This is a genomic window from Streptomyces sp. NPDC046900, from assembly GCF_040644975.1.
Lineage (GTDB): Bacteria > Actinomycetota > Actinomycetes > Streptomycetales > Streptomycetaceae > Streptomyces.
On sequence record NZ_JBEYXD010000003.1, the window covers coordinates 67,076 to 91,455 of the forward strand.

The following is a 24,380-nucleotide window of genomic DNA, read 5'->3' on the forward strand; positions in this document are numbered from 1 at the left end:
CGCCGGGCAGGGAGAGCGCTGACGGGCGCGGATCTCCGAGCCATGCCCCGCAGCGCTTGAGGGAGATTGCGATGAGCGGCACCACGACCTTGCCCACACCCTCCGGCCCCTACCTGGACAAAGGGCTGCTGCCCGCGGACTTCTACGCCTACGAGGAACTGCTGTCGGACGGGGAGCGGGGGACGATCGAGTCCATCCGGGAGTTCCTGCGCACGCAGGTGGACCCGATCGTGGACGACTACTGGGCCCGGGCCGAGTTCCCCTTCCAGCTGGTGGAGGGCTTCGGGCGGCTGGGGCTGCTGGACTGGGCGGACCCGGATTCCTCGGAATCCAAGCCGAGCAACCTCCTCGCGGGCTTCATCGCGCTGGAGTTCGGGCACGCCGACGCGTCCATGGCCACGTTCTTCGGTGTGCACACGGGTCTGGCCATGGGCACCATCCTCACCTGCGGCTCGGAGGAACAGCAGCGCCGTTGGCTGCCGGCGATGAGCCGCTTCGAGAAGATCGGCGCCTTCGCGCTGACCGAGCCGCACGGCGGCTCCGACGTGGCCGGCGGCCTGCAGACCACCGCGCGCCGGGACGGCGACGGATGGGTCCTCGACGGGGCCAAGCGGTGGATCGGCAACGCCACCTTCGCCGACCTGGTCGTCCTCTGGGCCCGTGATGTCGAGACCGGTCATGTGCTGGGCTTCGTCGTGGAGAAGGACACCCCCGGGTTCACCGCGACGAAGATCGAACACAAGATGGCGCTGCGGATCGTGCAGAACGCCGACATCGTGCTCGAGGGCTGCCGCGTCCCGGAGGCCAACCGGCTGCAGAAGGCGAACTCGTTCAAGGAGACCGCCGAGATCCTGCGCCGGACGCGCAGCGGGGTGGCGTGGCAGGCGGTGGGAGTGATGTTCGGCGCCTACGAGATCGCCCTGCAGTACGCGAAGGAGCGCGAGCAGTTCGGCCGCCCGATCGGAGGCTTCCAGCTGGTGCAGGACCTGCTGGTGAAGATGCTCGGCAACGCCACGGCCTCGTGCGGGATGGTGACGCGGCTGGCCCAGTTGCAGGACGCCGGGGTGTACCGGGACGAGCAGTCCGCCCTGGCGAAGGCCTACTGCACCGTGCGCATGCGGGAGAACGTGGGGTGGGCGCGGGAGCTGCTGGCCGGCAACGGCATCGTCCTCGACTACAAGGTCGGCCGCTTCGTCGCCGACGCCGAGGCCCTCTACTCGTACGAGGGCACGCGGGAGATCCAGACCCTCATCGTCGGACGTGCCGTCACCGGCGGCCTCAGCGCCTTCGTGAAGTGATGGCCATGACCATCGAATCCGTCTTCACCGGCCTGAAGGTGCTCGACGCGTCGAGCTTCATCGCGGCACCGGCCGCGGCCACCGTGCTCTCCGACTTCGGAGCGGACGTCATCAAGATCGAGCCACCGGGAGCGGGCGACCCTCAGCGGGGGCTGAGCTCCGTGCCCCCCAGCCCCCGGGCACAGGCCAACTACAGCTGGCACCTCGCCAACCGCAACAAGCGCGGCATGGTGATCAACCTGAAGTCCCCGGGGGCCCCCAGGATCCTCAAGCGCCTCGTCGAGTGGGCCGACGTGGTGATCACCAACTTTCCGCACGGCACGCGCGAGAAGCTGCACCTCGGCTACGACGAGATCGCGGGCTGGAACCCGAAGGTCGTCTACGCCGACATCACGGGCTTCGGGGATGCCGGGCCCGACGCCGGGCAGCCGGGCTTCGACCTGACCGCCGCCTGGTCGCGCAGCGGGCTGCTGGCCTCCACCCGGGACGCGGGAGCCCCGCCGACCGTGCCGGTCTGGGGCAGCGGCGACTACATGACGGCGATCGCGATCTACGCCGCGATCGTGACCGCCCTGTACCGCCGCGAACGGACGGGGCAAGGGGCCAGTGTCGGGACCTCGCTGCTCGCGACGGGCGTCTGGGCCACCGGAACGCTCGTGGCCGGCGCGCTCGCCGGCGGCACGCCGTTCGAGCTGCACGACCGGAAGGCGCCGGCGAACCCGCTGATCAACCCCTATCTGTCCGCGGACGGTGAGTGGTTCATGCTGGTCGCCTCACCCCCGCACTGGCCGGGACTGACGCGGGCCATCGGACACCCCGAGCTGCTCGAGGATCCGCGTTTCGCGGACACCGAGGGCTTCGTCAAGTACGCCGGCGCGCTGGCCGAGCTGCTCGACGCCGAGTTCCGCTCACGGCCCTTCGCCCACTGGAAGGACGCTCTGGCCCGGGAACGCGTCACCTTCAGCCTCATCCAGACACCGGAGGAGGCCGTGCAGGACCCGCAGCTGCGCGTGAACGACATCGTCGTGCCGCAGGAAGGGGTCACCGGGCTGGAGGAGACCATCAGCAGCCCGGTCAACCTGCGAGGCGTGCCGAAGGTCCCGGCGAAGCGGGCACCGGACCTGGGCGAGCACACCGACGAGATCCTCGCCGAGCTGGGATTCGGCCCCGACGAGATCGCCGAACTGCACGCCGAGGGAGCGGTTCCCGGCGCGCCGGAAGGGGAGGCGTCGCGATGAGCACGGCGTCCGGAGCGCCGGGCGTGGTGCTGCGCGATCGCCGCGCCGGAGTGCTGACGATCACGATCAACCGCCCGCAGCAGAAGAACGCCGTGGACCACGAGGTCGCCGTACAGCTCGGGGCGGCCGTGGATCTGCTCGACGGGGACCCGGAGCTGACGGCCGGCGTCCTGACGGGCGCGGGCGGGGTGTTCAGCGCGGGCATGGACCTGAAGGCATTCGCCAAGGGTGAGCTGCCGGTGCTCCCCGGCCGGGGATTCGGCGGACTCACCCGAACGACCGTGCGCAAGCCGTTGATCGCCGCGGTCGAGGGCTGGGCGCTCGGCGGTGGCTTCGAGATGGTGCTGGCCTGCGACCTGATCGTCGCGGCGGAGGACGCCCGCTTCGGGTTCCCCGAGGTCATGCGCGGGCTGGTGGCGGCGGAGGGCGGACTGGTCAGGCTGCCGCGCCGCCTGCCGCACCACGTGGCGATGCGTGTGCTGCTGACGGGCGAGCCGCTGACCGCCGCCGAAGGCAAGGAGCACGGCCTCGTCAACGAGCTGACCCCGTCCGGCGCCGCGCTCGGCGTGGCCCGCGAACTGGCGGAGCGCGTCGGGCGGAACGCTCCGCTGGCGCTCGCGGCCGTCAAGGAGGTCGTGCGCGAGACGCAGAGCCTGAACGAGAGCGAGGCCTTCCGGCGGCAGGACGAGCTCACGAGCGGGGTGTTCGCCAGCGAGGACGCGCAGGAAGGCGCACGGGCGTTCGCCGACAAGCGCGCCCCCGTCTGGCACGGCCGCTGATGCCGGCCAGGCCGGCCGATTCCTTCCCCGGTAGCCCGCGTACGACTTCCAGGAGCAGTGACCAGCCATGAATGCGCACAGAACCGTCGGCCGCGTGGCGATCGTCGGGACCGGCACCATCGGTGCGAGCTGGGCGACGCACTATCTCGTCCGCGGCTTCGACGTCACCGCGACCGACCCCGCCCCCACCGCGGAGACGGCCCTGCGGTCGTACGTGGCGGCGAAATGGGACGCGGCGGCCTCCATCGGGCTCGCACCCGACGCCTCGCCGGAGCGCCTGAGCTTCACCGCGGACCTCCGCCAGGCACTCGGGGACGCCGATTTCGTACAGGAGAACGCACCGGAGCGCCCGGAGCTGAAGGTCCGGCTGTTCGCCGACATCGACGATGCCACGCCGCCGGACGCGATCATCGCGTCGAGTTCGTCGGGTATCACGATGAGCGTCATCCAGGCCGAGTGCCGCCATCCGGAGCGGACCGTCATCGGCCATCCCTTCAACCCGCCGCACATCATCCCGCTGGTCGAGGTCGTCGGCGGGACGAGGACCGCGCCGGAGACGATCCGGGAGGCCATGTCGTTCTATGCCGCGATCGGCAAGAAACCGATTCACCTCAAGAAGGAGCTCCCCGGGCACGTCGCCAACCGGATCCAGGAAGCGCTGTACCGCGAGGTCGTCTACCTGGTTCAGGAGGGAGTGCTCGACGTGGCGGACTCCGACGACGCGGTGTCCTGGGGGCCGGGGCTCAGATGGGGGGTCATGGGCCCCCATCTGCTGTGGCATCTCGGCGGAGGAGAGGGCGGCATCCAGCACTTCATGGACACCCTCATGCCGCGGATGGTGGAGTCCTGGCAGCACCTGGGCACTCCCGAGTTCACGCCCGAGCTCAAGGAGACGATCGTGAACGGCGTCCTGGAGGAGGCGGGCGGCCGCTCGATCGACGAACTGGACGCCCGGCGGGACGCGATGCTGTCCGCCCTGCTGGCCGTGCGGGCCGAGCACGAACCGTCCGCCGCGGCCGGTCGTCCGGCGGAGGAAGGACCGTGACGCGGCGCCAGGAAAGACTGTTCGTGCTCGAGGCCAGCAGCGACGGCCGCCTGTTCTCCGTGAACCCCGACGGCTCAGCCAAGAAGGTCCTCGTCACCGGGTGCAGGATCCCCGACGGGGTCGCCGTCGACGTGGTGGCCGGGCACATCTACTGGACGAACATGGGCTTCCCGCCGGAGAACGACGGCTCGATCGAACGAGTGGACCTGGACGGAGGCAACCGGACGACGATCGTGCCCAGCGGCGTCACCCACACGCCGAAGCAGCTCCACCTCGAGGCCGCCGGCCGCAAGCTGTACTGGGGCGATCGCGAGGGCATGCGCGTGATGCGCTGCGACCTCGACGGCTCGCACCTCGAGACCCTGGTGCAGGCAGGACAGGGCGAGGACGACCGCCGCGACGAGACGAAGTGGTGCGTGGGCGTCACGGTCGACCCGGTCGCCGGACACCTCTACTGGACGCAGAAGGGCCCGAGCGACGCCGGACTCGGGAGGATCCTGCGGGCCGGGATCGACCTGCCCGCAGGGGAGAGCCCGGCCGAACGCGGCGACATCGAGGTGCTGTTCGACGGTCTCCCGGAGCCCATCGACCTGGAACTCGACCTCGCCGAGCACATGCTGTACTGGACGGATCGAGGGGACCCGCCGCGCGGCAACACCGTGAACCGCGCTCCGACGGACCCGCCGGGCGGCCGGCGGACGCCCGAGATCCTGATGACCCACCTGATGGAGGGCATCGGCATCGCCCTCGATCCGGACGGCGTCCGTATGTACATCACCGACCTGGCCGGGAACGTCTACGCCGCCGGTCTCGACGGATCGGGCCAGAGGGAGATCCTTATCCTGCAGGGCAACCTCACCGGCATCGCCCATGCGGTGCTGCCCCGCGGGACGGCGGTCTAGGCCGCGCCCGTCGGGCCGGGAGAGTCCACCCGGGTGACCGGGACTCCTCCGGACGCCCGGCCGAGCAGCGTCAGCTCCACCGCCCCCGGGCCCGACGGCGTCGTCCCGTCGCAGAGGACCGCCAGAGCGAGCGTGTTCTCCCCCCGGGTGTCGAGCACCCCGTTCGGCAGCACGAAGGTGTGCTGCGGACCCACGTCGTTGATGTACTGGCCCATGTTCCAGCCGTTGAGGAAGATCTGCACCCGGTAGGCGCGGGCCGGGTCGTCGGTGAGGGTCAGCCCGATCGACGCGTCCGTCCCGGGATCGACCGCGAGCCGGAATCCGGTCCGGTACCAGACCACGCCCTGTAGCCGCTCGGCCCGCGGCAGGGCGACGGACTGCCAGTCGCCGTCCGCGAAGCCGGGCAGATGCCAGCCGTGCCGTTCCCCGTACAGCCCGCCGTTGTTGAGCGGGCCGCGCACCGGATCGGGCGCCGTCCCGCCCTGGATCCGCCACCCGACCCTGGGCGACGCGCCGCCGAAGGTGACGCAGACCAGTCCCCGTCCCGCCTTGTGGGTGTCGTCGGCCTGGCCGTCCTGGTCGTGCTGCATCCGGCGGACGAGGACGGACAGGACGTGGGACTCCTTCTCCTTGCCCACCGCGGGCCCCTTCTCCGGGGGGAGCGGGAACGTCGCCGTCGCCGCCCATGTTGCCTGCCGCACCGTCTTCTTGTCCGGCACGGGCATCCGGTGCGTTCCCAGCGGCTCTCCGTCCAGCCACGCCATCAGCAGCCCCTGGGTGCCGGTGACATAGGAGAGCGAGACCGACTCGGCATCCGCCGCGTCCTCGAAGCGGCCCCGGTACCAGACGTCCCCGTAGTGGAAGCCGTAGTCGTCCGCGAAGAGGACGGGCGCTCCCGCGGGCACGGGTGTCGTGCTGTAGGAGGACGTCCGGTCGGCCGTCCGCCATGCCGAGTCGTCGAAGCCGGGGGCCGACTCGGGATTCTCGGCCTTCCGCCGCCACCCGGTCAGCGCGGGCAGCCGGACCGGTCCCGCACCCGGCAGCCGCCGGGTGGCGCGCAGGCTGCCGGAGGCGGTGACGAGTGCCGGCACGGGCCGCCCGTTCCAGACGACCTCCGTCACCCCGCGCGGCACCCACACCTCCAGGTCCGCTTGCTCGACGGTGTCGCCGGTCAGGCGCGCGGCCGTGCCGCGCAGGACGGCGGTGCGCAGCAGCGCGGGCCCGTACGCCAGGAGGGAGCCCGACGGGGTGTCATGGCGCCACAGCCGTACGGACGTCTGGTCGTCGGCGAGGAGCAGCAGCAGCGGTCGCGGCACTCCTCCGCCCTCCACCAGCACCCGGGTGAGACCGCCGAGCCGGGCGTCCACGTGCAGCGCCCCGTCCCGGTACTCGTACAGGGCCTCACCTTCGAGCACGCTGACGGACGGTTTGCTCGCGCACTCCAGTGCGGTCTGTGTCGCCTCGCCGGAGCGGCCCGTGAACACGGCGACGTCCTGGCGGCCCGCGGTCAGGCACAGCATGGGCTGGGCGGTGGAGTGGCGCAGGGTGCGCGGGCCGAGGGAGAGGCCGGTGGTCAGCAGCCGGGCGTCGCGGCCGGGGAGGGCCACGCGGACGGTGGTCCCGGAGAGAGGGACGGCGGCGACGGCCTCGGTGGAGGTGTCGTTCCGCAGCACGTAGACGTGCGCCTTGGTGTCCGGGTTGACGAGGTGATAGGCCCTCAGGCCCGGACCACCGCCGGCATCGATGTCCTCGGCGCGGTCGAGTTTGGCCAGATCCGGCACGCTGCGCAGCAGATGGCCGAGCTGGTGCATCGGGACCAGCTTGGCGGTCGGCTGCCGGGCCTCGTCCAGCGCGGCCCCGTAGTCGTACGACGTGTAGACGACCGGCGCGGGCAGCCAGCCCCACGAGGTGCCGCCGAAGGTCATGTAGACGTTGTGGACCTTGATGCCGTTGGCGAGGTTGGTCAGGTAGAAACGCCGCTCGTAGGCCGCGTCCCGGGTGCGGCGCGACTCGGTGTACCCCTTGCCGTCGAACTCGGCGCCGCCCCACGGATCGAACCAGCCGCCCCCGAACTCGGCCAGGAACCCAGGAGTGTCGGGGCTCGCGGTGGACCCGCCCTTGGTCCCTCCGGGGCCGAAGTACCCCCAGTCCAGGGGTGCCTGGAGCGGCGAGGGGTAGCCGTCGAAGGCGTACAGCCAACGCCCTTGCCCGCCGCCTGTGTCGAAGGTGCCGGGCGCCCAGTGGCCGTTCCTGCCCTTGTCGTTGTGGAAGAGCGGCACGTCGACGCCGTCCGCGCGCACCTTCCGGTAGAGGTGGGCCATGTAGTCGCGGCCCGTCGCCTCGGTGACGTGGTTCGCGTACTCGTTCTCCAGCTGGTAGAGGACGATGGTGCCGGTCCCCTTGGTGTAAAGGTGCCGGACGGCGATCCGGTTCACGGCGGTCAGCCACTCGTCCACATGCCTCAGGTATGTGGGGTCGGCGGTTCGGGCCGTGCCCCCGGTGGCGGTCAGCCAGCCGGGGAAGCCGCCCGCGTCCACCTCGGCGTTGATGTACGGGCCCGGGCGCAGGGTCACGTACAGCCCCGTCTCGGCGGCCGTGCGCAGGAACAGGTCGAGGTCGCGCACGCCTGAGAAGTCGTATGCGCCGGGGGCGGGGGAGTGGTAGTTCCAGGAGACGTAGACGCTGATCGTGTTGTAGCCGTGGGCGCGCAGTTTCTGCAGGACGTCCCGCCAGAGCGACGGGCTCGGCAGCCGGAACGGATGCACCTCGCCGGACCACAGCACGACCCGTCCGCCGTCGACGATCATCGAGTACTTGTCGAAGCCCACCGAGTGGTCCCGCCCGTCCGCACCCGGCGGCTCGGGGACGGGACCGGTCGGCGCGGTGACGGCGGCGCACTCCTCACCGCTCCCGCCCAGCGAAAGGCCGAGCGCGGCGGTGCCGACGAGCGCGCTGAAGGTACGTCTGCTCAACACCAGGACAGTCTCCTCACGGGCGCGGCTGCCGACATTGTGGCCGGTGACAGGCATCACAATGAGCGTATGAGGATCTCGGCACGGGCGGATTACGCGGTACGGGCGGCACTGGAGCTGACCGTGCGCCAGGGCGGCGATCCGGTGAAGGCGGAGACGGTCGCCTCCGCGCAGGGCATCCCGCACAAGTTCCTGGAGGGGATCCTCGGAGATCTGCGCCGCGGTGGCCTGGTCGACAGCCGGCGCGGTGGCAACGGCGGTTACCGGCTGGCGCGCCCGGCCGACACGATCACCGTGGCCGACGTCATCCGCGCGGTGGACGGCCCGATCGTCTCGGTGCGCGGCGAACGCCCGAACCGGCTCGCCTACACCGGGCCCGCGGAGCCGCTGCTGCCGCTGTGGGTCGCGGTCCGGGCGAACGTCCGCCGCATCCTGGAGGGCGTCACTCTCGCGGACATCGCGACGGGCACGCTGCCGGCCCCGGTGCGGGCACTGGCCGAGGAACCCGCGGCCTGGGAGAACCCCTGACCGGAACCCGGACTACGAGGCGCCGCCGCTCATCATCGCGACCAGGTTCCGTACGGGGTCCGGGCCGAAGAGGAGAGCGAGGCCCTCGGCCGACTCGGCGGCGGCCCGCTCGGCGCGCGGGAACAGGGCGTGTTCGTACGCGGAGAGTGCGGCTTCGGGGTCGCCGGGGTGCCCGGCGAGCGCCGTGGCCAGTTCCGCGCCGTCCTGCATCGCCGCGTTCGCGCCCTCGCCCGCGAACGGCGACATCAGATGGGCCGCGTCGCCGAGAAGGGTCACTCCGGGCGTGCGGTTCCAGCGGTGGCCGACCGGGAGGGCGTGGATCTGACGGGGGGTCGGCGTGCCGTCCGCGTCGGCGACGAGAGCACGCAACCGGTCGTCCCAGCCCTCGAAATACCCCAGCAGCTTCGCCTTGGCCGCGGCCGGGTCCGTGAAGTCGATGCCGGGCAGCCAGTCCTCGGGGGCCTTGAAGGCCACGTACGCGTGGATCGAGCCGTCGGTCTCCAGGTGCGTGAGGAAGCCCCTGCCGGCGGCGAGCGAGAACGTCATCCCCCCGCCCAGGAGTTCGGCCGTCGCCGGATGCCGCACGGCCGCCTCGTGCAGGTCCGTCTCGACGAAGGAGACGCCGGTGTAGACGGGTACGGCCGGGGACAGCAGCGGCCGGATCCGGACCAGGCGCCGTCCGCACCGATCAGCACATCCGTGGTGAACACGGTGCCGTCGTCGAGCGTCACCTCGTGCCGGCCGTCACCGAGGGGGCGCGCGCCGGTCACCTTCGCGCCCCAGCGGACGGCCCCCTCGGGCAGGGAGTCCAGCAGGATGCGGCGCAGGTCGTTGCGGTCGACCTCGGGGCGGCCGCTCTCCTGGCCGTCCTTGTAGCGGAGCGTGCCGTCCGGGTCGAGGATCCGGACCTCCTCGCCGCCCGGATGCACGGCGGCCCGGAACTCCTCGAAGAGCCGGGCGGCGCGCAGCGCGACCTGTCCCGACTCCTCGTGGATGTCGAGCATGCCGCCCTGGTGCCGGACGGTGGGCGAGGCGTCGAGCTCGTAGACGGCCGCCTCGATGCCGTGGACGTGCAGCACGCGGGCCGCGACGAGACCGCCGAGTCCGGCGCCGACGACGGCCATGGGGTGGTGGAGGGGTGCGGTGTTCCCGGTGGCCATGGTGGCCTCCTCACGAAGCGGGAGCAGGTGGAGTACACGGTGTGGTGGGCGGTTCCGGTGCCGCGGTGATGCCGCTGATCAGCACCTGGAAGCCCCAGGCCAGACGCTCCTCGCCGGTGCCGTGCAGGAGTGCCGAGCCCAGCGCGGCGATCTGCGGGTGCCGGGCGGGCGAGGCGCTCAGCAGGGCCCGGGTCAGCGCGTCCCAGTCGTCCTCCGCCCCGGGGGACTGGCCCCGGCCGGAGTGCTCGGCCGCGCTCGCCGTCGCGTACTGCAGCAGCAGGTCGAGCCCCCCATGACGCCCCGCGCGGGGGGACCCCGCCCTCGGCGAGCAGCGCGAGGACGGCCTCCACGAGCCCCAGGTAGTTCTCCCCGAAGGGGCGGGCCACCAGGGCCGCGCGGGCGAGCGCCGGGTGGGCGAAGACCACCTCGACGTACGAGGTCAGCAGCCGTACGAGCCGCTCGCGCCAGTCGCCGGGGGCGGTGGCGTCCGCGGGGGACAGGTCGACCTCGCCGAGCAGCCGGTCGAGCACGGCGGCGTGCAACTCGGCCGTGTTGGCGACGTAGACGTACAGCGACGCGGGGCCCGTGTCGAGCTCCTGCGCCAGCCGGCGCATGGTGACGCGCTCCAGACCTTCGGAGCGCATCAGCGCGACCGCGGTGTCGACGATCCCGTCCCGGGTGAGGGCGGGCTTGGCCGGGCGCTCGCGGCGGCTGCGGGCGGAGGGGGAGTGCGCTGTCATGCCTCGTCGATAACGAACATGTTCGCCACGAACAAGTTCGCGACGAACATGTTGGTCAGGGGGTCGCCTACGCGAGGCGCGGCGGGTCAAAGGCAGAGATCAGGCCTGTACGGCGAAGGAGAGGAAGTCGGTCCAGGCGGCGGGGGAGAGGGTGAGGCGGGGGCCGCGCGCGTCCTTGGAATCGCGGACGTGGACGGTGGCGGGGGACAGGGCGACCACGACGCAGTCGCCGGAACCGCTGCTGCTGTAACTCGACTTGTGCCAGTCGAGGGCGATCTCGACGCAGTCCCCCTGGCTGCCGCTGCTGTAGCTGCTCTTGAACCAGGCCAGTTCGGGCGTGCTCATAGCGCTCCTCGCATCTGCTCCAACAGACTCACGGAGTCTTCGAGGGTGAGAGCCTGCGCACGCATCCTGGCATAGCGCTGCTGGAGCACGCTGACCACCTTGGAGTTGGCGATGAGCCGGCCGCTTTCCGGAGCCTCTGTATAGGCGAGCCACTTGTTGTCGGGGGTTTCCAGCAGCTGCATGGGCCCGTGCAGTCCGGCATGGGACGCCCGCATCAACGGCATGACCTGGATCTCGACGTTGCGCAGTTCGGAGGCCGCCAGTACGCGGTCGATGAGCTGACGCGTGACGTCCACCCCACCTGTGCGCCGGAGGAACAGGTGCTCTTCGAGGATGAAGCTGAACGCAGTGCTGGGCCGGTCCCGAAGCAAGCGCTGCCGCTCTGCCCGGGCCTCCCACCGCACCTGGATCTGCTCGTCCTCCAGCGGCGGCAACTGGTCCACGAACAACTGACGCGCGTATCCCTCCGTCTGCAACAGCCCTGGAACCAGCCGGCACTCGTACGTGTACAGACTGACCGCCACCGTCTCCAGCCGTGCCCACTGCCGGAACCACGCCGCCAGCCCCGGCTGCCGTGCCAGATGACCCGCCGCCTTCCGCAAGGCCCCCGTGTTCCCGAGGGCCTCCTCCGCCCGCTCCACGAAGGCCGGTTCCGGCATCCGGCGCCCCAGCTCCACGGACGCGACCGTGTGCTTGGAGAACCGCACCAGTTCGCCGAACTGGTCCCGGCTGAGCCCCGCGTGCTCCCATAACGCCTGCACCACCGCCCCGAACGTCCGCAGACTGTCCGAGGACTCCGGCTCCCCGCCCGTACCCGTCGCACCATCGACCACCGTCGGTCGCCTTCCGCGGCCATGGTCACGGAAAGTAACTGGTACTGTCCAGTCGGTGAACGCGTACGCTGCCGCAGCGTACGTGCTGTCGACCTGGTGAAGTGCCCCTCCTGTCCGCCAGATTGGGCGCATGACCGCACCTCCCACTCCCCAAGGCCCGGTTACCGTACGTGTGTTCGCGCAGCGCCTCAGCGCCACCCCGCGCGGCGCCCGGTTGGCCCGGCACCTCGCGCTGAACCAGTTGCACACCTGGGGCGTCCCGCACGGGACGGACACTTCCGAGGCCGCCGCCGTGATCGTCGCCGAACTGGCCGCGAACGCGGTGACGCACGGCCGCGTACCCGGCAGGGACTTCGAGTTGCGGCTGTCCCTGGTCACCGGCAGCGTCCGGATCGAGGTGAGCGACACCCGGAGCGGGCCGCCGCACCCGCCGGCGCCCGGTGCGGTGCGGTCATCGGCCGCCTTGGCGGAGAGCGGCCGCGGGCTTGTGCTCGTCGACGCGCTCGCGGACCGGTGGGAGGTGCTGGACCGCGAGCCGCCGCCCGGCAAGACCGTGCGCGTCGAGATCGATCTGCCGAGCGGGTGGAAGCCCTCGGCAGAGCAGTGTGACCGGCCCGGGGCGTCTCTGCGGGCACATGGCACCCGTCCGGCTCGGGCCGGGTGGACGGCGGAGGGTCGGTGGGAGTGAGGGGTGGCTCAGCCGACCTGGTTGTACATCGCACCCGCCGCCGGCCAGCCGGTCGGCTCGGGGACCGGCTCCGGCTGGGTGCGGCCGCGGACCTGGGCGGCCGTGAGGCCGCCCGCGGCGGGCATGCCGCGCCGGTTCTGCGCGGCCGCCGCCAGCCCGGGCAGACCGGTCTGCGGAACGGGCTGCAAGCCGGTCGCGGGGGCCGGAGCGACCCCCGGCGGCATCGCGGGGGCCATGGGGACGGCGGCTGCCGGGGCGGGCATCGGTACCGGCATCGGCGTGGGCGCCGGCATGGGAGCAGGCATGGGCACGGGTGCCGGCATGGGGACGGGGGCGGCCGGCGTCGGCAGCGGAGCCGGCGTGGGCATGGGGGCCGGGGCGGGCGCCGGGGCCGAGCCCGGGGCCAGCGGCATCGACGCGGCCTGGGAGGCGAGTCCCATGACACCGGCCCCGTTCGTCTGGCTGACGAGCCGGTCCACCGCCGCCGTGCCCGAGCTGTAGCTGGTCCCTGTGCTCAGCTCGGGCACGGCGGCTCCCCTCCTGGTCCCGTAGAGCACCTGCTCCATGGCGGACACCAGGCGACGCACGTCCACCTCGGGGCGCACCACGAGCCGCAGGAAGCGGCTGGATGAACCGATCTTGTTGCCGCACTCGCGGACCAGGATCCGGTGCTCGGTCAGCAGCCGGTCCCTGACCACGGTGCCCTCGGCGCCGACGGGGAGGCGCACGAAGAGGAAGTTGCCCTGCGACGGGTAGACCGTCAGGCCGGGGAGCTGGGAGAGCTGGCGCGACATGTCCAGGCGGTCCCGGCGGACCTGGTGCAGGCTCTCCAGGTACTCGGAGGCGTGCTCCTTCAGCATGAACACCACGTGCTCGGCGAAGGAGTTGAGATTCCACTTCGGCAGCATCGAGCGGACCTTGCCCGCGAGCGAGGGGTTGGCGACCAGATAGCCGAACCGTATGCCGTGCAGGCCGAAGTTCTTGCCGAGGCTGCGCAGCACGATGATGTTCGGGCGCATCACGGCGTCCTGGACGACGCTCGGTTCGTTCTCGGCGTCGGCGAACTCCAGGAACGACTCGTCGATCACCACGAGGTCCAGATCCGCCATCGCGTCCATGAACTGCACGAGCGCCTGACGGTGCACGAACCCGCCGTCGGGGTTGTTCGGGTTGCAGACGACGGCGACGCGGGTGCCGCGTCTGCGGATGAACTCGGCGTACTGCGCCAGGTCCAGGGCGAACCCGCTGGACTCCTGGAGCGGGAACATGTCGACGCGCTTGCCGGTCTCCATCGGCTGGTCGGTCCAGCGGCCGAAGGTGGGGACGGGGACGGCGAGGGACTCGCGGACCAGCAGGTGGTCGGTCCAGGTGATCAGCTCGGTCGAGCCGTTGCCCATCGCCACGCACTGCGGCGGCAGCTGGAGCAGGCTGCACAGCTCGGCCGTGATCGTGTCGGCGCTGCTCGGGTAGTAGGTGACGATCTCGCGCAGCCGCGTCGCCATCTCGTCGAACATGGCGGACGTGGGGAAGTACGGGTTGCACGGGATGCAGAAGTCCACCGGGCCGGTACCGTCGCCACCCTCCCGCGTCAGCGCGGCCATCGAGGGGCTGTGCGCTGCGGTGCTGCGGAAGAGCGAGGTGACGTTGTCGGCCATGGAACCTCCGTATGAGGCGGGCCCGGTGGGGACGACCGGGCCCGTCGACTTTCAGGTGGCCCGTGCAGGGGGGAGCACGGGCCGCCCTTTCATACGGATGCGCGGGAGGCGGTGTTCAACTGATGTGAAAGAGATGTGCCTTCGGGAACCGTTCCCGCTGGTGGCACGTCACGCGCCCGGCGAGTCGGGGACGGGTCGCACGAGGAAGCGCAAGGCCCCCACCGCCGGTGGGGGCCTTGCCGGCTCACGAACCGGACTTGCGTTTGTTCCACACGTCGAAGCCGACCGCCACCAGCAGGGCCAGGCCCTTGATGACCTGCTGCCAGTCGGTGCCGACGCTGAGGAGGTTCATGCCGTTGTTCAGCACGCCGAGGACAAGACCGCCGATGATCGCGCCGAGGACGGTGCCCACACCGCCGCTCATGGACGCGCCGCCGATGAACGACGAGGCGATCGCCTCGAGTTCGAAGTTCACACCCGCCTTCGGTGAGGCCGCGTTCAGGCGGGCCGCGACCACCAGACCGGCCAGGGCCGCGAGCACGCCCATGTTCAGGAACACCTGGAAGGTGACCCGCTTGTCCTTGACGCCGGACAGCTTCGCCGCCGGCAGGTTGCCGCCGATCGCGTAGATGTGGCGGCCGAAGACGGCGTTGCGCATCACATAGCCGTAGCCGGCCACGAGGGCGCCGAGGATGATCAGCACGATCGGTGCACCCTTGTAGCTGGCGAGCAGCAGTGTCAGGACGAACACCGCGGCGACCAGTGCGACGAGCTTCAGCGCGAACAGCCGCCCGGGCAGCACGTTGAGGGCGAACTCCTGCTGCCGCCGCCGGTCCCGCACCTCCTGCCGTACCACGGCCGCGATCAGCACGAGGCCGAGGAGCAGTGTGAGGTTGTGGTAGTTGGTGTTCGGGCCGACCTCGGGCAGGAAGCCGTTGCCGATCTTCTGCAGCCCGTCCGGGAACGGGCCGAGGGTCTGCCCCTTGAGCAGGATCTCCGTCAGACCGCGGAACAGCAGCATCCCGGCGAGGGTGACGATGAACGACGGTATGCCGAGATACGCGATCAGGAACCCCTGGACCGAGCCCGCCACCGCGCCCACCAGCAGACACAGCACCAGGGCGAGGGGCCACGCCACATGATGGCTGACCGTCAGCACGGCGGCGAACGAGCCGACGAACGCCGTCAGCGAACCGACCGAGAGGTCGATGTGCCCCGCGATGATCACCAGCATCATGCCGATCGCGAGGATCAGGATGTAGCTGTTCTGCAGCACCAGGTTGGAGACGTTGCGCGGCAGCAGCAGGTCCCCGCCGGTCCAGATCTCGAAGAGGACGACGATCAGGCCGAGCGCGATCAGCATGCCGTACTGCCGCATGTTGCGGCGCAGACCGTTCAGCATCAGCTGGAGCAGACCCTCGTCGCCGGCCGATCCGCTTCTGCCCGGCGGCGCGGGGGCCGGGGTCTTCGCGGTCACATCGGCGCTCATCGCGTCACCTCTTTGTCCTTCGTCATATGGCGCATCAGCACTTCCTGCGTGGCCTCGGCCCGCGGCACCTCACCGGTCAGCCTTCCGGCGGCCATCGTGTAGATGCGGTCGCACATACCGAGCAGCTCCGGCAGCTCGGAGGAGATGAAGACGACCGCCTTGCCCTGGGCGGCCAGCCGGTCGATGACCGTGTAGATCTCGAACTTGGCACCCACGTCGATACCGCGCGTGGGCTCGTCCAGGATCAGCACATCGGGCCCCGAGAAGATCCACTTGCTGAGGACGACCTTCTGCTGGTTGCCTCCGGACAGCTTGCCCACCGGCTCGAAGACGGTCGGCGCCTTGATGTTCATGGACTTCCGGTAGCCCTCGGCGACCTGCCGTTCCTCGTGCTCGTCGACCACGCCCCGCTTCGCCACCTTCTTCAGCGCGGTCAGCGAGATGTTCCGGTTGATCGTGTCGATGAGGTTCAGTCCGTAGTGCTTGCGGTCCTCGGTGACGTACGCGATACCGTGTCCGACCGCCTCGGCGACGGTCTTCGTACGGATCTCCCGGCCGTCCTTGAGCACCGTGCCGCTCGCGTGGCGGCCGTAGGCGCGCCCGAAGACGTTCATCGCCAGTTCGGTGCGCCCGGCGCCCATCAGTCCCGCGATGCCGACGATCTCTCCGCGCCGCACCTGGATCGACACATCGTCGACGACCTTGCGCTGCTGGTCGATCGGGTGGAACACCGTCCAGTTGCGGATCTCCAGCGCCGGGGCCGCGTCCTCCTCGGCCTCGTGCGGAGTGCGCTCGGGGAAGCGGTGGTCGAGGTCGCGGCCCACCATGCCGGCGATGATCCGCTCCTCGGTCGTTTCCGGCGCCTTCACATCGAGTGTCTCGATGGTGCGTCCGTCGCGCAGGATGGTCACCGAGTCGGCGACCCGGCGGATCTCGTTCAGCTTGTGGGAGATGATGATCGAGGTGATGCCCTGGTTCTTCAACTCCAGGATGAGATCGAGGAGTTTGCCGCTGTCCTCGTCGTTCAGGGCCGCCGTCGGCTCATCGAGGATGAGCAGCTTCACCGACTTCGACAGCGCCTTCGCGATCTCCACCAGCTGCTGCTTGCCCACGCCGATGTCGGCGACCCGGGTCTCCGGGTGCTCGTCGAGACCGACGCGGCGCAGCAGTTCCGTGGCGTGCTTGAGGGTGTCGTTCCAGTTGATGAAGCCGCGCGTGGCGTGCTCGTTGCCGAGGAAGATGTTCTCGGCGATGGACAGGAACGGCACCAGCGCCAGCTCCTGATGGATGATGACGATGCCGTGCTGCTCGCTCGCCCGGATGTCCCTGAAGCGGCAGATCTCCTCCTCGAAGAGGATCTCGCCTTCGTAGGTGCCGTGCGGATGGACGCCGGAGAGCACCTTCATCAAGGTGGACTTCCCGGCGCCGTTCTCCCCGCAGATGGCGTGGACCTCGCCCTGACGGACGGTCAGGGTGACGTCCGACAGCGCCTTGACGCCGGGAAAGGTCTTGACGATCGAGCGCATTTCCAGGACGGGTCCCGCCATGGTCGTGCCTTCCAATCAGTGTGGGGTCGGGTACGGCCGCGGGGTCACTTGAGCTCGGCGTCGGTGTAGTAGCCGCCCTTGACCAGGGTCTCCTCGTAGTTGGTCTTGTCGACGCTCACCGGCTGCAGCAGGTACGACGGGACGACCTTCGCGCCGTTGTCGTAGGTCTTGGAGTCGTTGACCTCGGGCTTCTTGCCGGCCAGCACGTCGTCGACCATCGTCGAGGCGACCTCGGCGAGCTTGCGGGTGTCCTTGTAGACGGTCTGCGTCTGCTCACCGGCGATGATCGACTTCACCGAGGCCAGCTCGGCGTCCTGGCCGGTGACGACCGGGAGCGGCTTGCTCTTGCTGCCGTAGCCGTCCGACTTCAGCGAGGACAGCACGCCGATGGAGATGCCGTCGTACGGCGACAGGACGGCGTCGACCTTCTGGCTCTTGTACGAGGAGGTGAGGATGTCGTCCATGCGCTTCTGCGCGGTGGCGCCGTCCCAGCGCAGGGTGGTGACCTTGTTGAGCGCGGTCTGGCCGGAGCGGACGACCAGCTTCTTGCTGTCCATGTACGGCTTCAGGACGCTCATCGCGCCGTTGAAGAAGTACTTGGTGTTGTTGTCGTCGTTGGAGCCGGCGAACAGCTCGATGTTGAAGGGGCCCTTGCCGTCCTTCAGGCCGAGCTTGTCGACGATGTAGCCCGCCTGCAGTTCGCCGACCTTCGTGTTGTCGAAGGAGGCGTAGTAGTCGACGTTCTTGGTACCGAGGATCAGCCGGTCGTAGGCGATGACCGGGATGTGGGCGTCGGCGGCCTCCTGGAGCACGTTGTTCAGCGACTTGTTGTCGATGGCCGCGATGATCAGGCCCTTGACGCCCTGGGTGATCAGGTTCTCGATCTGCGAGACCTGGGTGTCCGGGTCGTCCTCGCCGTAGACGAGCTTGGTCTTGTAGCCCTTGGCCTGGAGGTTCTTGACGACGTTGTTGCCGTCGGAGATCCAGCGCTCGGAGGACTTCGTCGGCATCGCGATGCCGATCGTGCCGCCCTTGGCGCTCCCCTTGTCCTCCTTGCTGCCGCCCTCGCTGTTCTGGCCGCAGGCGGACAGGGTCAGGGCGAGGGAGGCGGCTGCGGCTGTCGCGGCGAGAGCGGCTCTACGAGTGCGCATGGCTGATCAGTCCTCGTTCTTCTCGTCGTTGAGTGGGGTGACATCAGTGGGAAACCGGTGCAGCGGGCCGGGCAGCCGGGAGCCGAGCGGCGCCATGTCGCCGTCCGCGCCGTGCCGGGCGAGCAGGTCGAGAGCGAGCCGGCCGCGCCGCACCCGCTCCCGGGCGGTGTCCAGGGTCAGGTCCCGCAGATGGGTGCCGTACGGGTAGATCCCGGGGGCCTTGGACAGACCGAACTTCAGATACAGCGGTGCGCCGCGCCGGATGAGCTCGGCGACCTCGTACATCCGCACATAGCCGCCGAGGTCGTCGGGGGCCTCGATGTACATGTCCATGGGGGCGGCGGAGACCCGCCGGATCTCGGTGAGGTGATCGAGCGTCAGGTCGCTCGGCACGTTGACGGAGTCGGCACCGAGGTGCTCGAAGACGGAGTACGACGCCGGGTTGACCGGCCCGATGAGCGCGGACACCTTGAGGGTGGTGTCGGCCGGGATGATCCCCGCCGTGCGCGCCCGGTGCAGCGTCCACAGCACCCCCTCGTCGGCGACGAGCAGGCACTTGACGCCCAGTTCCGCGGCCCGGACGGCGTCCTCGACACAGCCGGCGACGGCGTCGTGGCCGCGGGCGCGCAGCCCGGCCCCGCGCGAGTCGGTGCGTACGGAGCCGCCGATGTCCCAGGTCCCGCGCGGCCCCGTGAACAGGCACAGCTCGATGTCGCGCTCACCGGTCGCCTCGACCATCTCGGTGATCTCGGCGTCGGTCAGCATCCACACCCCGCTGCCCTGGCTGATGCGGTGGATGGGCACGTCGAGCCGGGAGGACTCCTTGAGGACCACGGCCAGCGCCTCGGGTCCCTCGCACGAGGGGATCTCGGTGCGCCAGCGGCCACCTCCGGGGAAGGCGTGCGGAGAGGCGTCGGCGGGGGAAGGGACGGGAGCGCCCAGGCCGAGCGCGGCGAGCACCTGCTCACCGGGCCTGCGGGCTGCCGTAGCGGAGTCGGTCACAAGGCGTCCTTCATGTTCGGTATTTCGGACAACGTTCGTGTCGTGGGGCGTGGAGAGGCCGGGTGGTACGCCGGCACGGAACTCGTCGGGTGATTCCGTGCCGGCGTACGGTCCGGGAGTGTCAGGGACGCAGCAGGACCTTGCCGACCTTCGGATCGCCGGACCCCACCAGTTCCATGGCCTGCGGGAACCCGTCGAGCGGCAGTTCGTGTGTGATCAGGGGCAGCGGATCGAGCAGCCCGGCGCCGAAGACCCGGACCGTGTGCGCCCAGGCGTCCGGCGGCGCCCCGAACACGGTGTGCACCTCCAGTTGCCGTACGACGAGATCGGTGGGGTCGAGGCCCTCGGCGCCGGGTGCCGGGATGCCGGTGAGGACGAGGCGTCCGCCGCGCCTGGGCAGGGCCGCTGCGGTGCGCGCGGCGGAAGCGGACCCGGCGGTCTCGATGACGACGTCGAAGCCGGCCGGAAGGTGCTGGTCCCGGGTGCGGAAGTCAGTGGCGCCGAACTGCCGGGACAGTGCCTCGCGGTCGTCGCGGGTGCCGACCACCAGCAGCTCGGCCGGGGAGAGGGCCTTGAGGAACTGCACGGCGAACATGCCGAGCGTGCCGGTGCCCACCACGGCGACGCGCTCGCCGGGCCGGGCGTTCGCCTTCAGCGCGGCGGCCGCGATACAGGCGGCGGGCTCCAGCAGGGCCGCCGCCGTCAGGTCGGCGTCCTCGGGGAGGACGTGCAGCAGACGGGCCGGGAGTGTGAGGGTGGCGGCCATCGCGCCCGGCTGGGTGAAGCCCGTCTCCTCGTACCCCGATGTGCACAGGGTCGTCTCGCCCGCGTGACAGCGGTCGCACACCTGGCAGTTGCGGAAGCCCTCCCCGACGGTTGCGCGGCCGACGAGTGCCTCGGGCACTCCGGCGCCGACCGCTTCGACGGTGCCGGACCACTCGTGACCGGGCACGAGGGGATAACGGACGTAGCCCTCGGGCCGGTTGCCCTGGAAGACCTCGCGGTCGCTGCCGCAGATGCCGACGGCGTGCACCCGTACGAGCGCCTCTCCGGGGCCCGGCGCCACCGGTTCGTGGCGGGCCAGACGGTGCACGCCCGGCGCCTCGACGACGACCTCGGTGCTCACTGCGTCCCCTTCGGCTTGCGCTGCTCCCAGCCCTCGGCCCACAGGTCGAACCGGGCCTGCTGCTGCGGGAACTCGGCCGCCGCGTCGGTGTCCAGCTCCACACCGAGCCCGGGGGCGTCGGAGAGGTGGAAGTAGCCGTCGACGACCTCGGGCGCGCCCTTGACCACCTTCTTGATGTCCGCGTCCGCGAAGTCGTTGAAGTGCTCGAGGATCTTGAAGTTCGGGGAGGTGAAGCCGACCTGGAGGGAGGCGGCGGTGAGCACGGAGCCACCCACGTTGTGCGGGGCCACCAGCATGTAGTGGGTCTCGGCCGTGGCGGCCAGCTTCCGGGTCTCCCAGATGCCGCCGATGTGGCCGACGTCCGGCTGGAGGATGTCGGCGGCCTGGTTCTCGAACAGCTCGCGGAACTCGATGCGGTCGTGGATGCGTTCGCCGGTGGCGACCGGGATGTCGACCTTCGCGGCGACCTTCTCCAGCGCCTTGAGGTTCTCGGGAGGCACCGGCTCCTCCAGCCAGGCCGGCTTGAACGGCGCGAGCTCGTGGGCGAGCCGGACGGCCGTGGCCGGGGAGAAGCGGCCGTGCATCTCCAGCATCAGCTCGGTCTCCGGGCCGATGGCGTCGCGGACGGCCTCGATGAGGGAGACGGAGTAGAGGGTCTGCTCGTGGTCGAGCTCGAAGTGGCCGGTGCCGAACGGGTCTATCTTCAGGGCCCGGTAGCCGCGGGCGACGACCTCCTGGGCGGCCTTGTGGTACGCCTCGGGTGTCCGTTCCGTCGTGTACCACCCGTTGGCGTAGGCCTTGACCCGGTCGGTGACCTTTCCGCCGAGGAGCTGCCAGACGGGGACGCCGAGTGCCTTGCCCTTGATGTCCCAGCAGGCCATCTCGACGACCGCGATGCCCGACATCACGATCTCGCCCGCCCGGCCGTAGTCGCCGTACTTCATCCGGCGGACCAGCTCTTCCACCGCGAACGGGTCGGAACCGAGAATGTGGTTGGCCTCCGCCTCGCGCAGATAGCCGATCAGCGCGTCCGTGTGGCCGAGCATCCGGGTCTCTCCGACTCCGGTGACGCCCTCGTCGGTGTGCACCTGGACGTAGGTCAGGTTGCGCCATGGCGTCCCGACCACGTGTGTGCTGATTCCGGTGATGCGCACGGCAGTTGCCCCTCGCTGCTCGGACGGTGTTTCGTCGGCTCAGACTGGCGTGTTCGAAATTTCGTCACGCGTTCGAAATGCTGGCGTGACAGTAAGGAGGGGGTGGCGGGGGTGTCAATGGGGTGTACGCATAACGGTTTCGGCAAGCGATCCCGGGAACGCCGTAGCACTCCGTGTTCAACTCGCCACACCGTTCAGGGTGGTTCAGCACACAACTTTCACAGCTGCCCCTAGGAACGTTACCCGTGCGGAATTTAGTCTTCCCGCGTCATGGACTATTGCCACCCGTGCCGAAGGCACCTCAATGGCGCCCTCGCCTGCCCGGGGTGCGGCACACCTGTCGAAGAACTGCACGCGTACGCCGCCGCGGAGGAGGAGGGCAAACACCCCGACGGCGACGGTTACGAGGGATACGACGGCACGGACGGTTCCGAGGAACCCGAGGTGCCGTACGAGGACGAACCCGCGCGGCCCGGGCGGTCGCAGGGCCGGCGGCGGTCGAAGGGGCGCGTCGCCTCGGGCGACGGTGACGGCGCTCCCGAGGGACGGGCCGGGCGTCGCGACCGCAAGGCCGCGGCCCATCGCCGGCGGCGCAGACGGGTGCTGTTCGTGGGCGCCGGGCTGCTGCTGGCGGCGGGTGCCCTGAGTTTGGCCGAACTCGGCATAGAGGCGCCCGGGACCACTCCGAAGACCGCGGCCGCCGGGGACGCGACGGCGGACGGCGGCGCCTCCGTGAAGGAGAGCACCGCGATGCCCGATGGCGGCGGTGCGACCTCGATCTCCGCATCGACCTCCGCGTCTCCGTCGGAGTCCGCCAAGGGCAAGAAGGACGACAAGAAGAAGGCCGACAAGGAGACACCGTCGCCGACCGCGACGGTCCTCCCGACCCGCACGGTCCAGGCCCCCCAGCCGGCGCCGTCGTCCACGCCGAGCAGCGCTCCGGCGACGAAGCCGCCTTCGGCCAGCCCGACTCCGCGACCGTCGCCGACGAAAACCTGCAACCGTTTCCTGTGGTGGTGCACCTGAGCGGTCCGCGGGTCGAACGGATGCGCCGCTCGGCTTCCGGGCCGCAGGGTTGTCCCCGGCGCCCGGCTTCCGGGGGCGCCTGAGCCTGCGCGCCGGGCGGCCGCGGCGGGTGACCGCGCGGTGCCCTACGCCCCCAGCATCCGGCGGAGCAGGTCCCGCAGGGACAGCCGTTCGGCGTCGGACAGTCCCGCCAGCGGCTCGCGGGCGAAGTCGAGGGAGTCGCGCAGGCCGCGCGCGACCCGGCGGCCCTCCTCCGTGGCCACCGCGATCTTCACACGGCGGTCGGCCGGGTCCGGGTGGCGCTCCACCAGACCCCGCGCCTCCAGCCGGTCCACGATCCCGGTGACGTTGGACGGCTCGCACTTCAGCTTCTGCGCCAGCCGCCGCATCGGCAGCGGTTCGAGCGAGAGCAGGCCGAGCAGTCGCGCCTGCGCCCCGGTCAGTGCGTGCTCGGCAGCGGCCTCCTCGTACTCCTCGTGGTAGCGGGCCACGACCGTGCCGATGAGCTCCACGACCTCCAGGGTCAGGGGGTCTATGCGGGATGTCTTCTGGGTGGCCATGGCATCCAGGCTACCCCGTTACTTGACAGCGTGAAATATTCAGGCGCATGGTTGTTTCAGGTACTGAAATACTTAGAGCCGCAGCCGTGAGGAAAGGCGCCATGACCGATTCCCCCACCCTCCCCTCCGTCAGCCGCGAATGGCACCTGGTCAGCCGCCCGGTCGGCTGGCCCAAGCCCGAGGACTTCGCCCTGGTCGAGGCGGAGATCCCGCAGCCGGGCGAGGGCCAGGTGCTCGTACGGAACAAGTACGTCTCCGTCGACCCCTACATGCGCGGCCGCATGAGCGCCGCCAAGTCGTACGCGGCCCCCTACGAGCTGGGCCGGCCGATGCAGGGCGGCGCGGTCGGCGAGGTCATCGCCTCCAACGTCGAGGGGATCGAGGCCGGCGACCACCTCCTGCACTTCCTGGCCTGGCGCGAGTACGCGGTGATGGACGGCAAGCAGGCCGTCAAGGTCGACCCCGAGGCCGCTCCGCTCTCCACCTACCTCGGCGTGCTGGGCATGACCGGCCTGACCGCCTACGCCGGTCTGCTGCGCACCGCCTCCTTCAAGGAGGGCGACTCCGTCTTCGTGTCGGGTGCCGCCGGTGCGGTCGGCAGCCAGGTGGGCCAGATCGCCAAGCTCAAGGGCGCCTCCCGGGTCATCGGTTCCGCGGGCTCCGACGAGAAGGTCAAGCTCCTGCTGGAGGAGTACGGCTTCGACGCCGCCTTCAACTACAAGAACGGTCCGGTGAGCCGGCAGCTGCGCGAGGCCGCTCCGGACGGCGTGGACGTGTACTTCGACAACGTCGGCGGAGAGCACCTGGAGGCCGCCATCGGGTCCCTCAACCGGGGCGGCCGGATCGCCGTCTGCGGCATGATCTCCGTCTACAACGACACCGAGCCCGCGCCCGGTCCGAAGAACCTCGTCCGCCTCATCCAGACCCGTGGCCGTATCGAGGGCTTCCTCGTCGGCGACCACTACGACCTGCAGCCGCAGTTCGTCCAGGAGGTCGGTCCCTGGGTTCGCTCCGGCGACCTCAAGTACCGCGAGACCGTGGTCGAGGGCATCGAGAACAACCTGGAGGCGTTCTTCGGCGTGCTGCGCGGCGACAACATCGGAAAGATGATCGTCAAGCTCTGACAGCAGCCCGCAGTTGCC

Annotated in this window: 20 protein-coding genes and 2 pseudogenes; 9 read left to right on the plus strand and 13 right to left on the minus strand. The window is 70.4% G+C overall.

The genetic code is table 11. The features are described 5' to 3' along the window. The first annotated feature begins 71 nt into the window (after positions 1-71). From ABZ904_RS04370 to ABZ904_RS04390, 5 genes are all read left to right on the plus strand, one after another. Positions 72-1,298, plus strand: coding sequence for an acyl-CoA dehydrogenase family protein (locus tag ABZ904_RS04370; RefSeq protein WP_359403718.1), 1,227 nt, complete (start codon positions 72-74; stop codon positions 1,296-1,298). A 5-nt stretch (positions 1,299-1,303) separates the two neighbouring features. Then, complete coding sequence (locus ABZ904_RS04375; protein WP_360996670.1) at positions 1,304-2,536, plus strand: CoA transferase; 1,233 nt, start codon at positions 1,304-1,306, stop codon at positions 2,534-2,536. Further along, positions 2,533-3,315: a crotonase/enoyl-CoA hydratase family protein gene (locus ABZ904_RS04380; protein WP_360996673.1), complete on the plus strand. Its 783-nt coding sequence runs from the start codon at positions 2,533-2,535 to the stop codon at positions 3,313-3,315. The genes ABZ904_RS04375 and ABZ904_RS04380 overlap by 4 nt, the downstream gene beginning before the upstream one ends. A 67-nt stretch (positions 3,316-3,382) precedes the next feature. Then, complete coding sequence (locus ABZ904_RS04385; protein ID WP_359399265.1) at positions 3,383-4,360, plus strand: 3-hydroxyacyl-CoA dehydrogenase NAD-binding domain-containing protein; 978 nt, start codon at positions 3,383-3,385, stop codon at positions 4,358-4,360. Beyond that, a complete protein-coding gene (locus tag ABZ904_RS04390) occupies positions 4,357-5,262 on the plus strand; it encodes a 3-hydroxyacyl-CoA dehydrogenase (protein ID WP_360996677.1) in 906 nt (301 codons plus the stop codon). Before ABZ904_RS04385 ends, ABZ904_RS04390 begins: the two co-directional genes overlap by 4 nt. On the opposite strand, the gene ABZ904_RS04395 is transcribed toward ABZ904_RS04390, so the two are convergent. Then, on the minus strand, positions 5,259-8,240 hold the full coding sequence (locus ABZ904_RS04395) for a beta-galactosidase (RefSeq protein ID WP_361821297.1): 2,982 nt from the start codon (positions 8,238-8,240) through the stop codon (positions 5,259-5,261). The genes ABZ904_RS04390 and ABZ904_RS04395 overlap by 4 nt on opposite strands. Before the next feature lie 63 nt (positions 8,241-8,303). On the opposite strand from ABZ904_RS04395, the gene ABZ904_RS04400 reads away from it, so the two are divergent. Beyond that, positions 8,304-8,762 carry an Rrf2 family transcriptional regulator gene (locus ABZ904_RS04400; protein ID WP_360996680.1) on the plus strand — a complete coding sequence of 153 codons (459 nt, stop codon included), beginning with the start codon at positions 8,304-8,306 and terminating at the stop codon, positions 8,760-8,762. 12 nt (positions 8,763-8,774) lie between these two features. Here ABZ904_RS04400 and ABZ904_RS04405 read toward each other — a convergent pair. The 4 genes and pseudogenes from ABZ904_RS04405 to ABZ904_RS04420 all read right to left on the minus strand — a co-directional run bounded on the left by ABZ904_RS04405 (position 8,775) and on the right by ABZ904_RS04420 (position 11,840). Beyond that, positions 8,775-9,922: pseudogene (locus ABZ904_RS04405) on the minus strand (NAD(P)/FAD-dependent oxidoreductase). Between the two features lie 10 nt (positions 9,923-9,932). Further along, positions 9,933-10,662: pseudogene (locus ABZ904_RS04410) on the minus strand (TetR/AcrR family transcriptional regulator). Positions 10,663-10,761: 99 nt separating this feature from the next. Continuing rightward, positions 10,762-11,007, minus strand: a complete 246-nt coding sequence (locus tag ABZ904_RS04415; RefSeq protein WP_359399270.1) for a DUF397 domain-containing protein — start codon at positions 11,005-11,007, stop codon at positions 10,762-10,764. Further along, positions 11,004-11,840, minus strand: coding sequence for a helix-turn-helix transcriptional regulator (locus tag ABZ904_RS04420; RefSeq protein WP_361821065.1), 837 nt, complete (start codon positions 11,838-11,840; stop codon positions 11,004-11,006). Before ABZ904_RS04420 ends, ABZ904_RS04415 begins: the two co-directional genes overlap by 4 nt. Positions 11,841-11,970: 130 nt before the next feature. Here ABZ904_RS04420 and ABZ904_RS04425 point away from each other — a divergent pair, with 130 nt between their 5' ends. Beyond that, the gene (locus ABZ904_RS04425) at positions 11,971-12,528 is read left to right on the plus strand and encodes an ATP-binding protein (protein WP_361821067.1); all 558 of its coding nucleotides are present in this window, start codon (positions 11,971-11,973) and stop codon (positions 12,526-12,528) included. Between the two features lie 8 nt (positions 12,529-12,536). Here the strand turns inward: ABZ904_RS04425 and ABZ904_RS04430 are convergent, their stop codons facing one another. The 7 genes from ABZ904_RS04430 to ABZ904_RS04460 form a co-directional block, all read right to left on the minus strand. Further along, complete coding sequence (locus ABZ904_RS04430; protein WP_361821070.1) at positions 12,537-14,183, minus strand: histidinol-phosphate transaminase; 1,647 nt, start codon at positions 14,181-14,183, stop codon at positions 12,537-12,539. Positions 14,184-14,427: 244 nt separating this feature from the next. Next, positions 14,428-15,672 (minus strand): multiple monosaccharide ABC transporter permease, encoded by a 1,245-nt coding sequence (gene mmsB, locus ABZ904_RS04435; RefSeq protein ID WP_361821073.1) that lies wholly within the window; start codon positions 15,670-15,672, stop codon positions 14,428-14,430. After that, a complete protein-coding gene (mmsA, locus tag ABZ904_RS04440) occupies positions 15,669-17,219 on the minus strand; it encodes a multiple monosaccharide ABC transporter ATP-binding protein (RefSeq protein WP_359399280.1) in 1,551 nt (516 codons plus the stop codon). The genes mmsB and mmsA overlap by 4 nt, the downstream gene beginning before the upstream one ends. Before the next feature lie 44 nt (positions 17,220-17,263). Then, complete coding sequence (gene chvE / locus ABZ904_RS04445) at positions 17,264-18,370, minus strand: multiple monosaccharide ABC transporter substrate-binding protein (protein ID WP_360996693.1); 1,107 nt, start codon at positions 18,368-18,370, stop codon at positions 17,264-17,266. A 6-nt stretch (positions 18,371-18,376) separates the two neighbouring features. Beyond that, positions 18,377-19,372: a hypothetical protein gene (locus ABZ904_RS04450; protein WP_361821076.1), complete on the minus strand. Its 996-nt coding sequence runs from the start codon at positions 19,370-19,372 to the stop codon at positions 18,377-18,379. 121 nt (positions 19,373-19,493) lie between these two features. After that, the gene (locus ABZ904_RS04455; protein ID WP_359399286.1) at positions 19,494-20,498 is read right to left on the minus strand and encodes an alcohol dehydrogenase catalytic domain-containing protein; all 1,005 of its coding nucleotides are present in this window, start codon (positions 20,496-20,498) and stop codon (positions 19,494-19,496) included. After that, positions 20,495-21,652, minus strand: a complete 1,158-nt coding sequence (locus ABZ904_RS04460; protein WP_359399288.1) for a mandelate racemase/muconate lactonizing enzyme family protein — start codon at positions 21,650-21,652, stop codon at positions 20,495-20,497. The genes ABZ904_RS04455 and ABZ904_RS04460 overlap by 4 nt, the downstream gene beginning before the upstream one ends. Before the next feature lie 270 nt (positions 21,653-21,922). On the opposite strand from ABZ904_RS04460, the gene ABZ904_RS04465 reads away from it, so the two are divergent. Next, entirely contained in the window at positions 21,923-22,678 is a 756-nt protein-coding gene (locus ABZ904_RS04465) for a hypothetical protein (protein WP_361821081.1), read from the plus strand. Positions 22,679-22,803: 125 nt separating this feature from the next. Here the strand turns inward: ABZ904_RS04465 and ABZ904_RS04470 are convergent, their stop codons facing one another. Continuing rightward, positions 22,804-23,238 (minus strand): MarR family transcriptional regulator, encoded by a 435-nt coding sequence (locus ABZ904_RS04470; protein ID WP_359399292.1) that lies wholly within the window; start codon positions 23,236-23,238, stop codon positions 22,804-22,806. Between the two features lie 101 nt (positions 23,239-23,339). On the opposite strand from ABZ904_RS04470, the gene ABZ904_RS04475 reads away from it, so the two are divergent. Next, positions 23,340-24,362 carry an NADP-dependent oxidoreductase gene (locus tag ABZ904_RS04475; RefSeq protein ID WP_361821084.1) on the plus strand — a complete coding sequence of 341 codons (1,023 nt, stop codon included), beginning with the start codon at positions 23,340-23,342 and terminating at the stop codon, positions 24,360-24,362. Positions 24,363-24,380 lie beyond the last annotated feature (18 nt).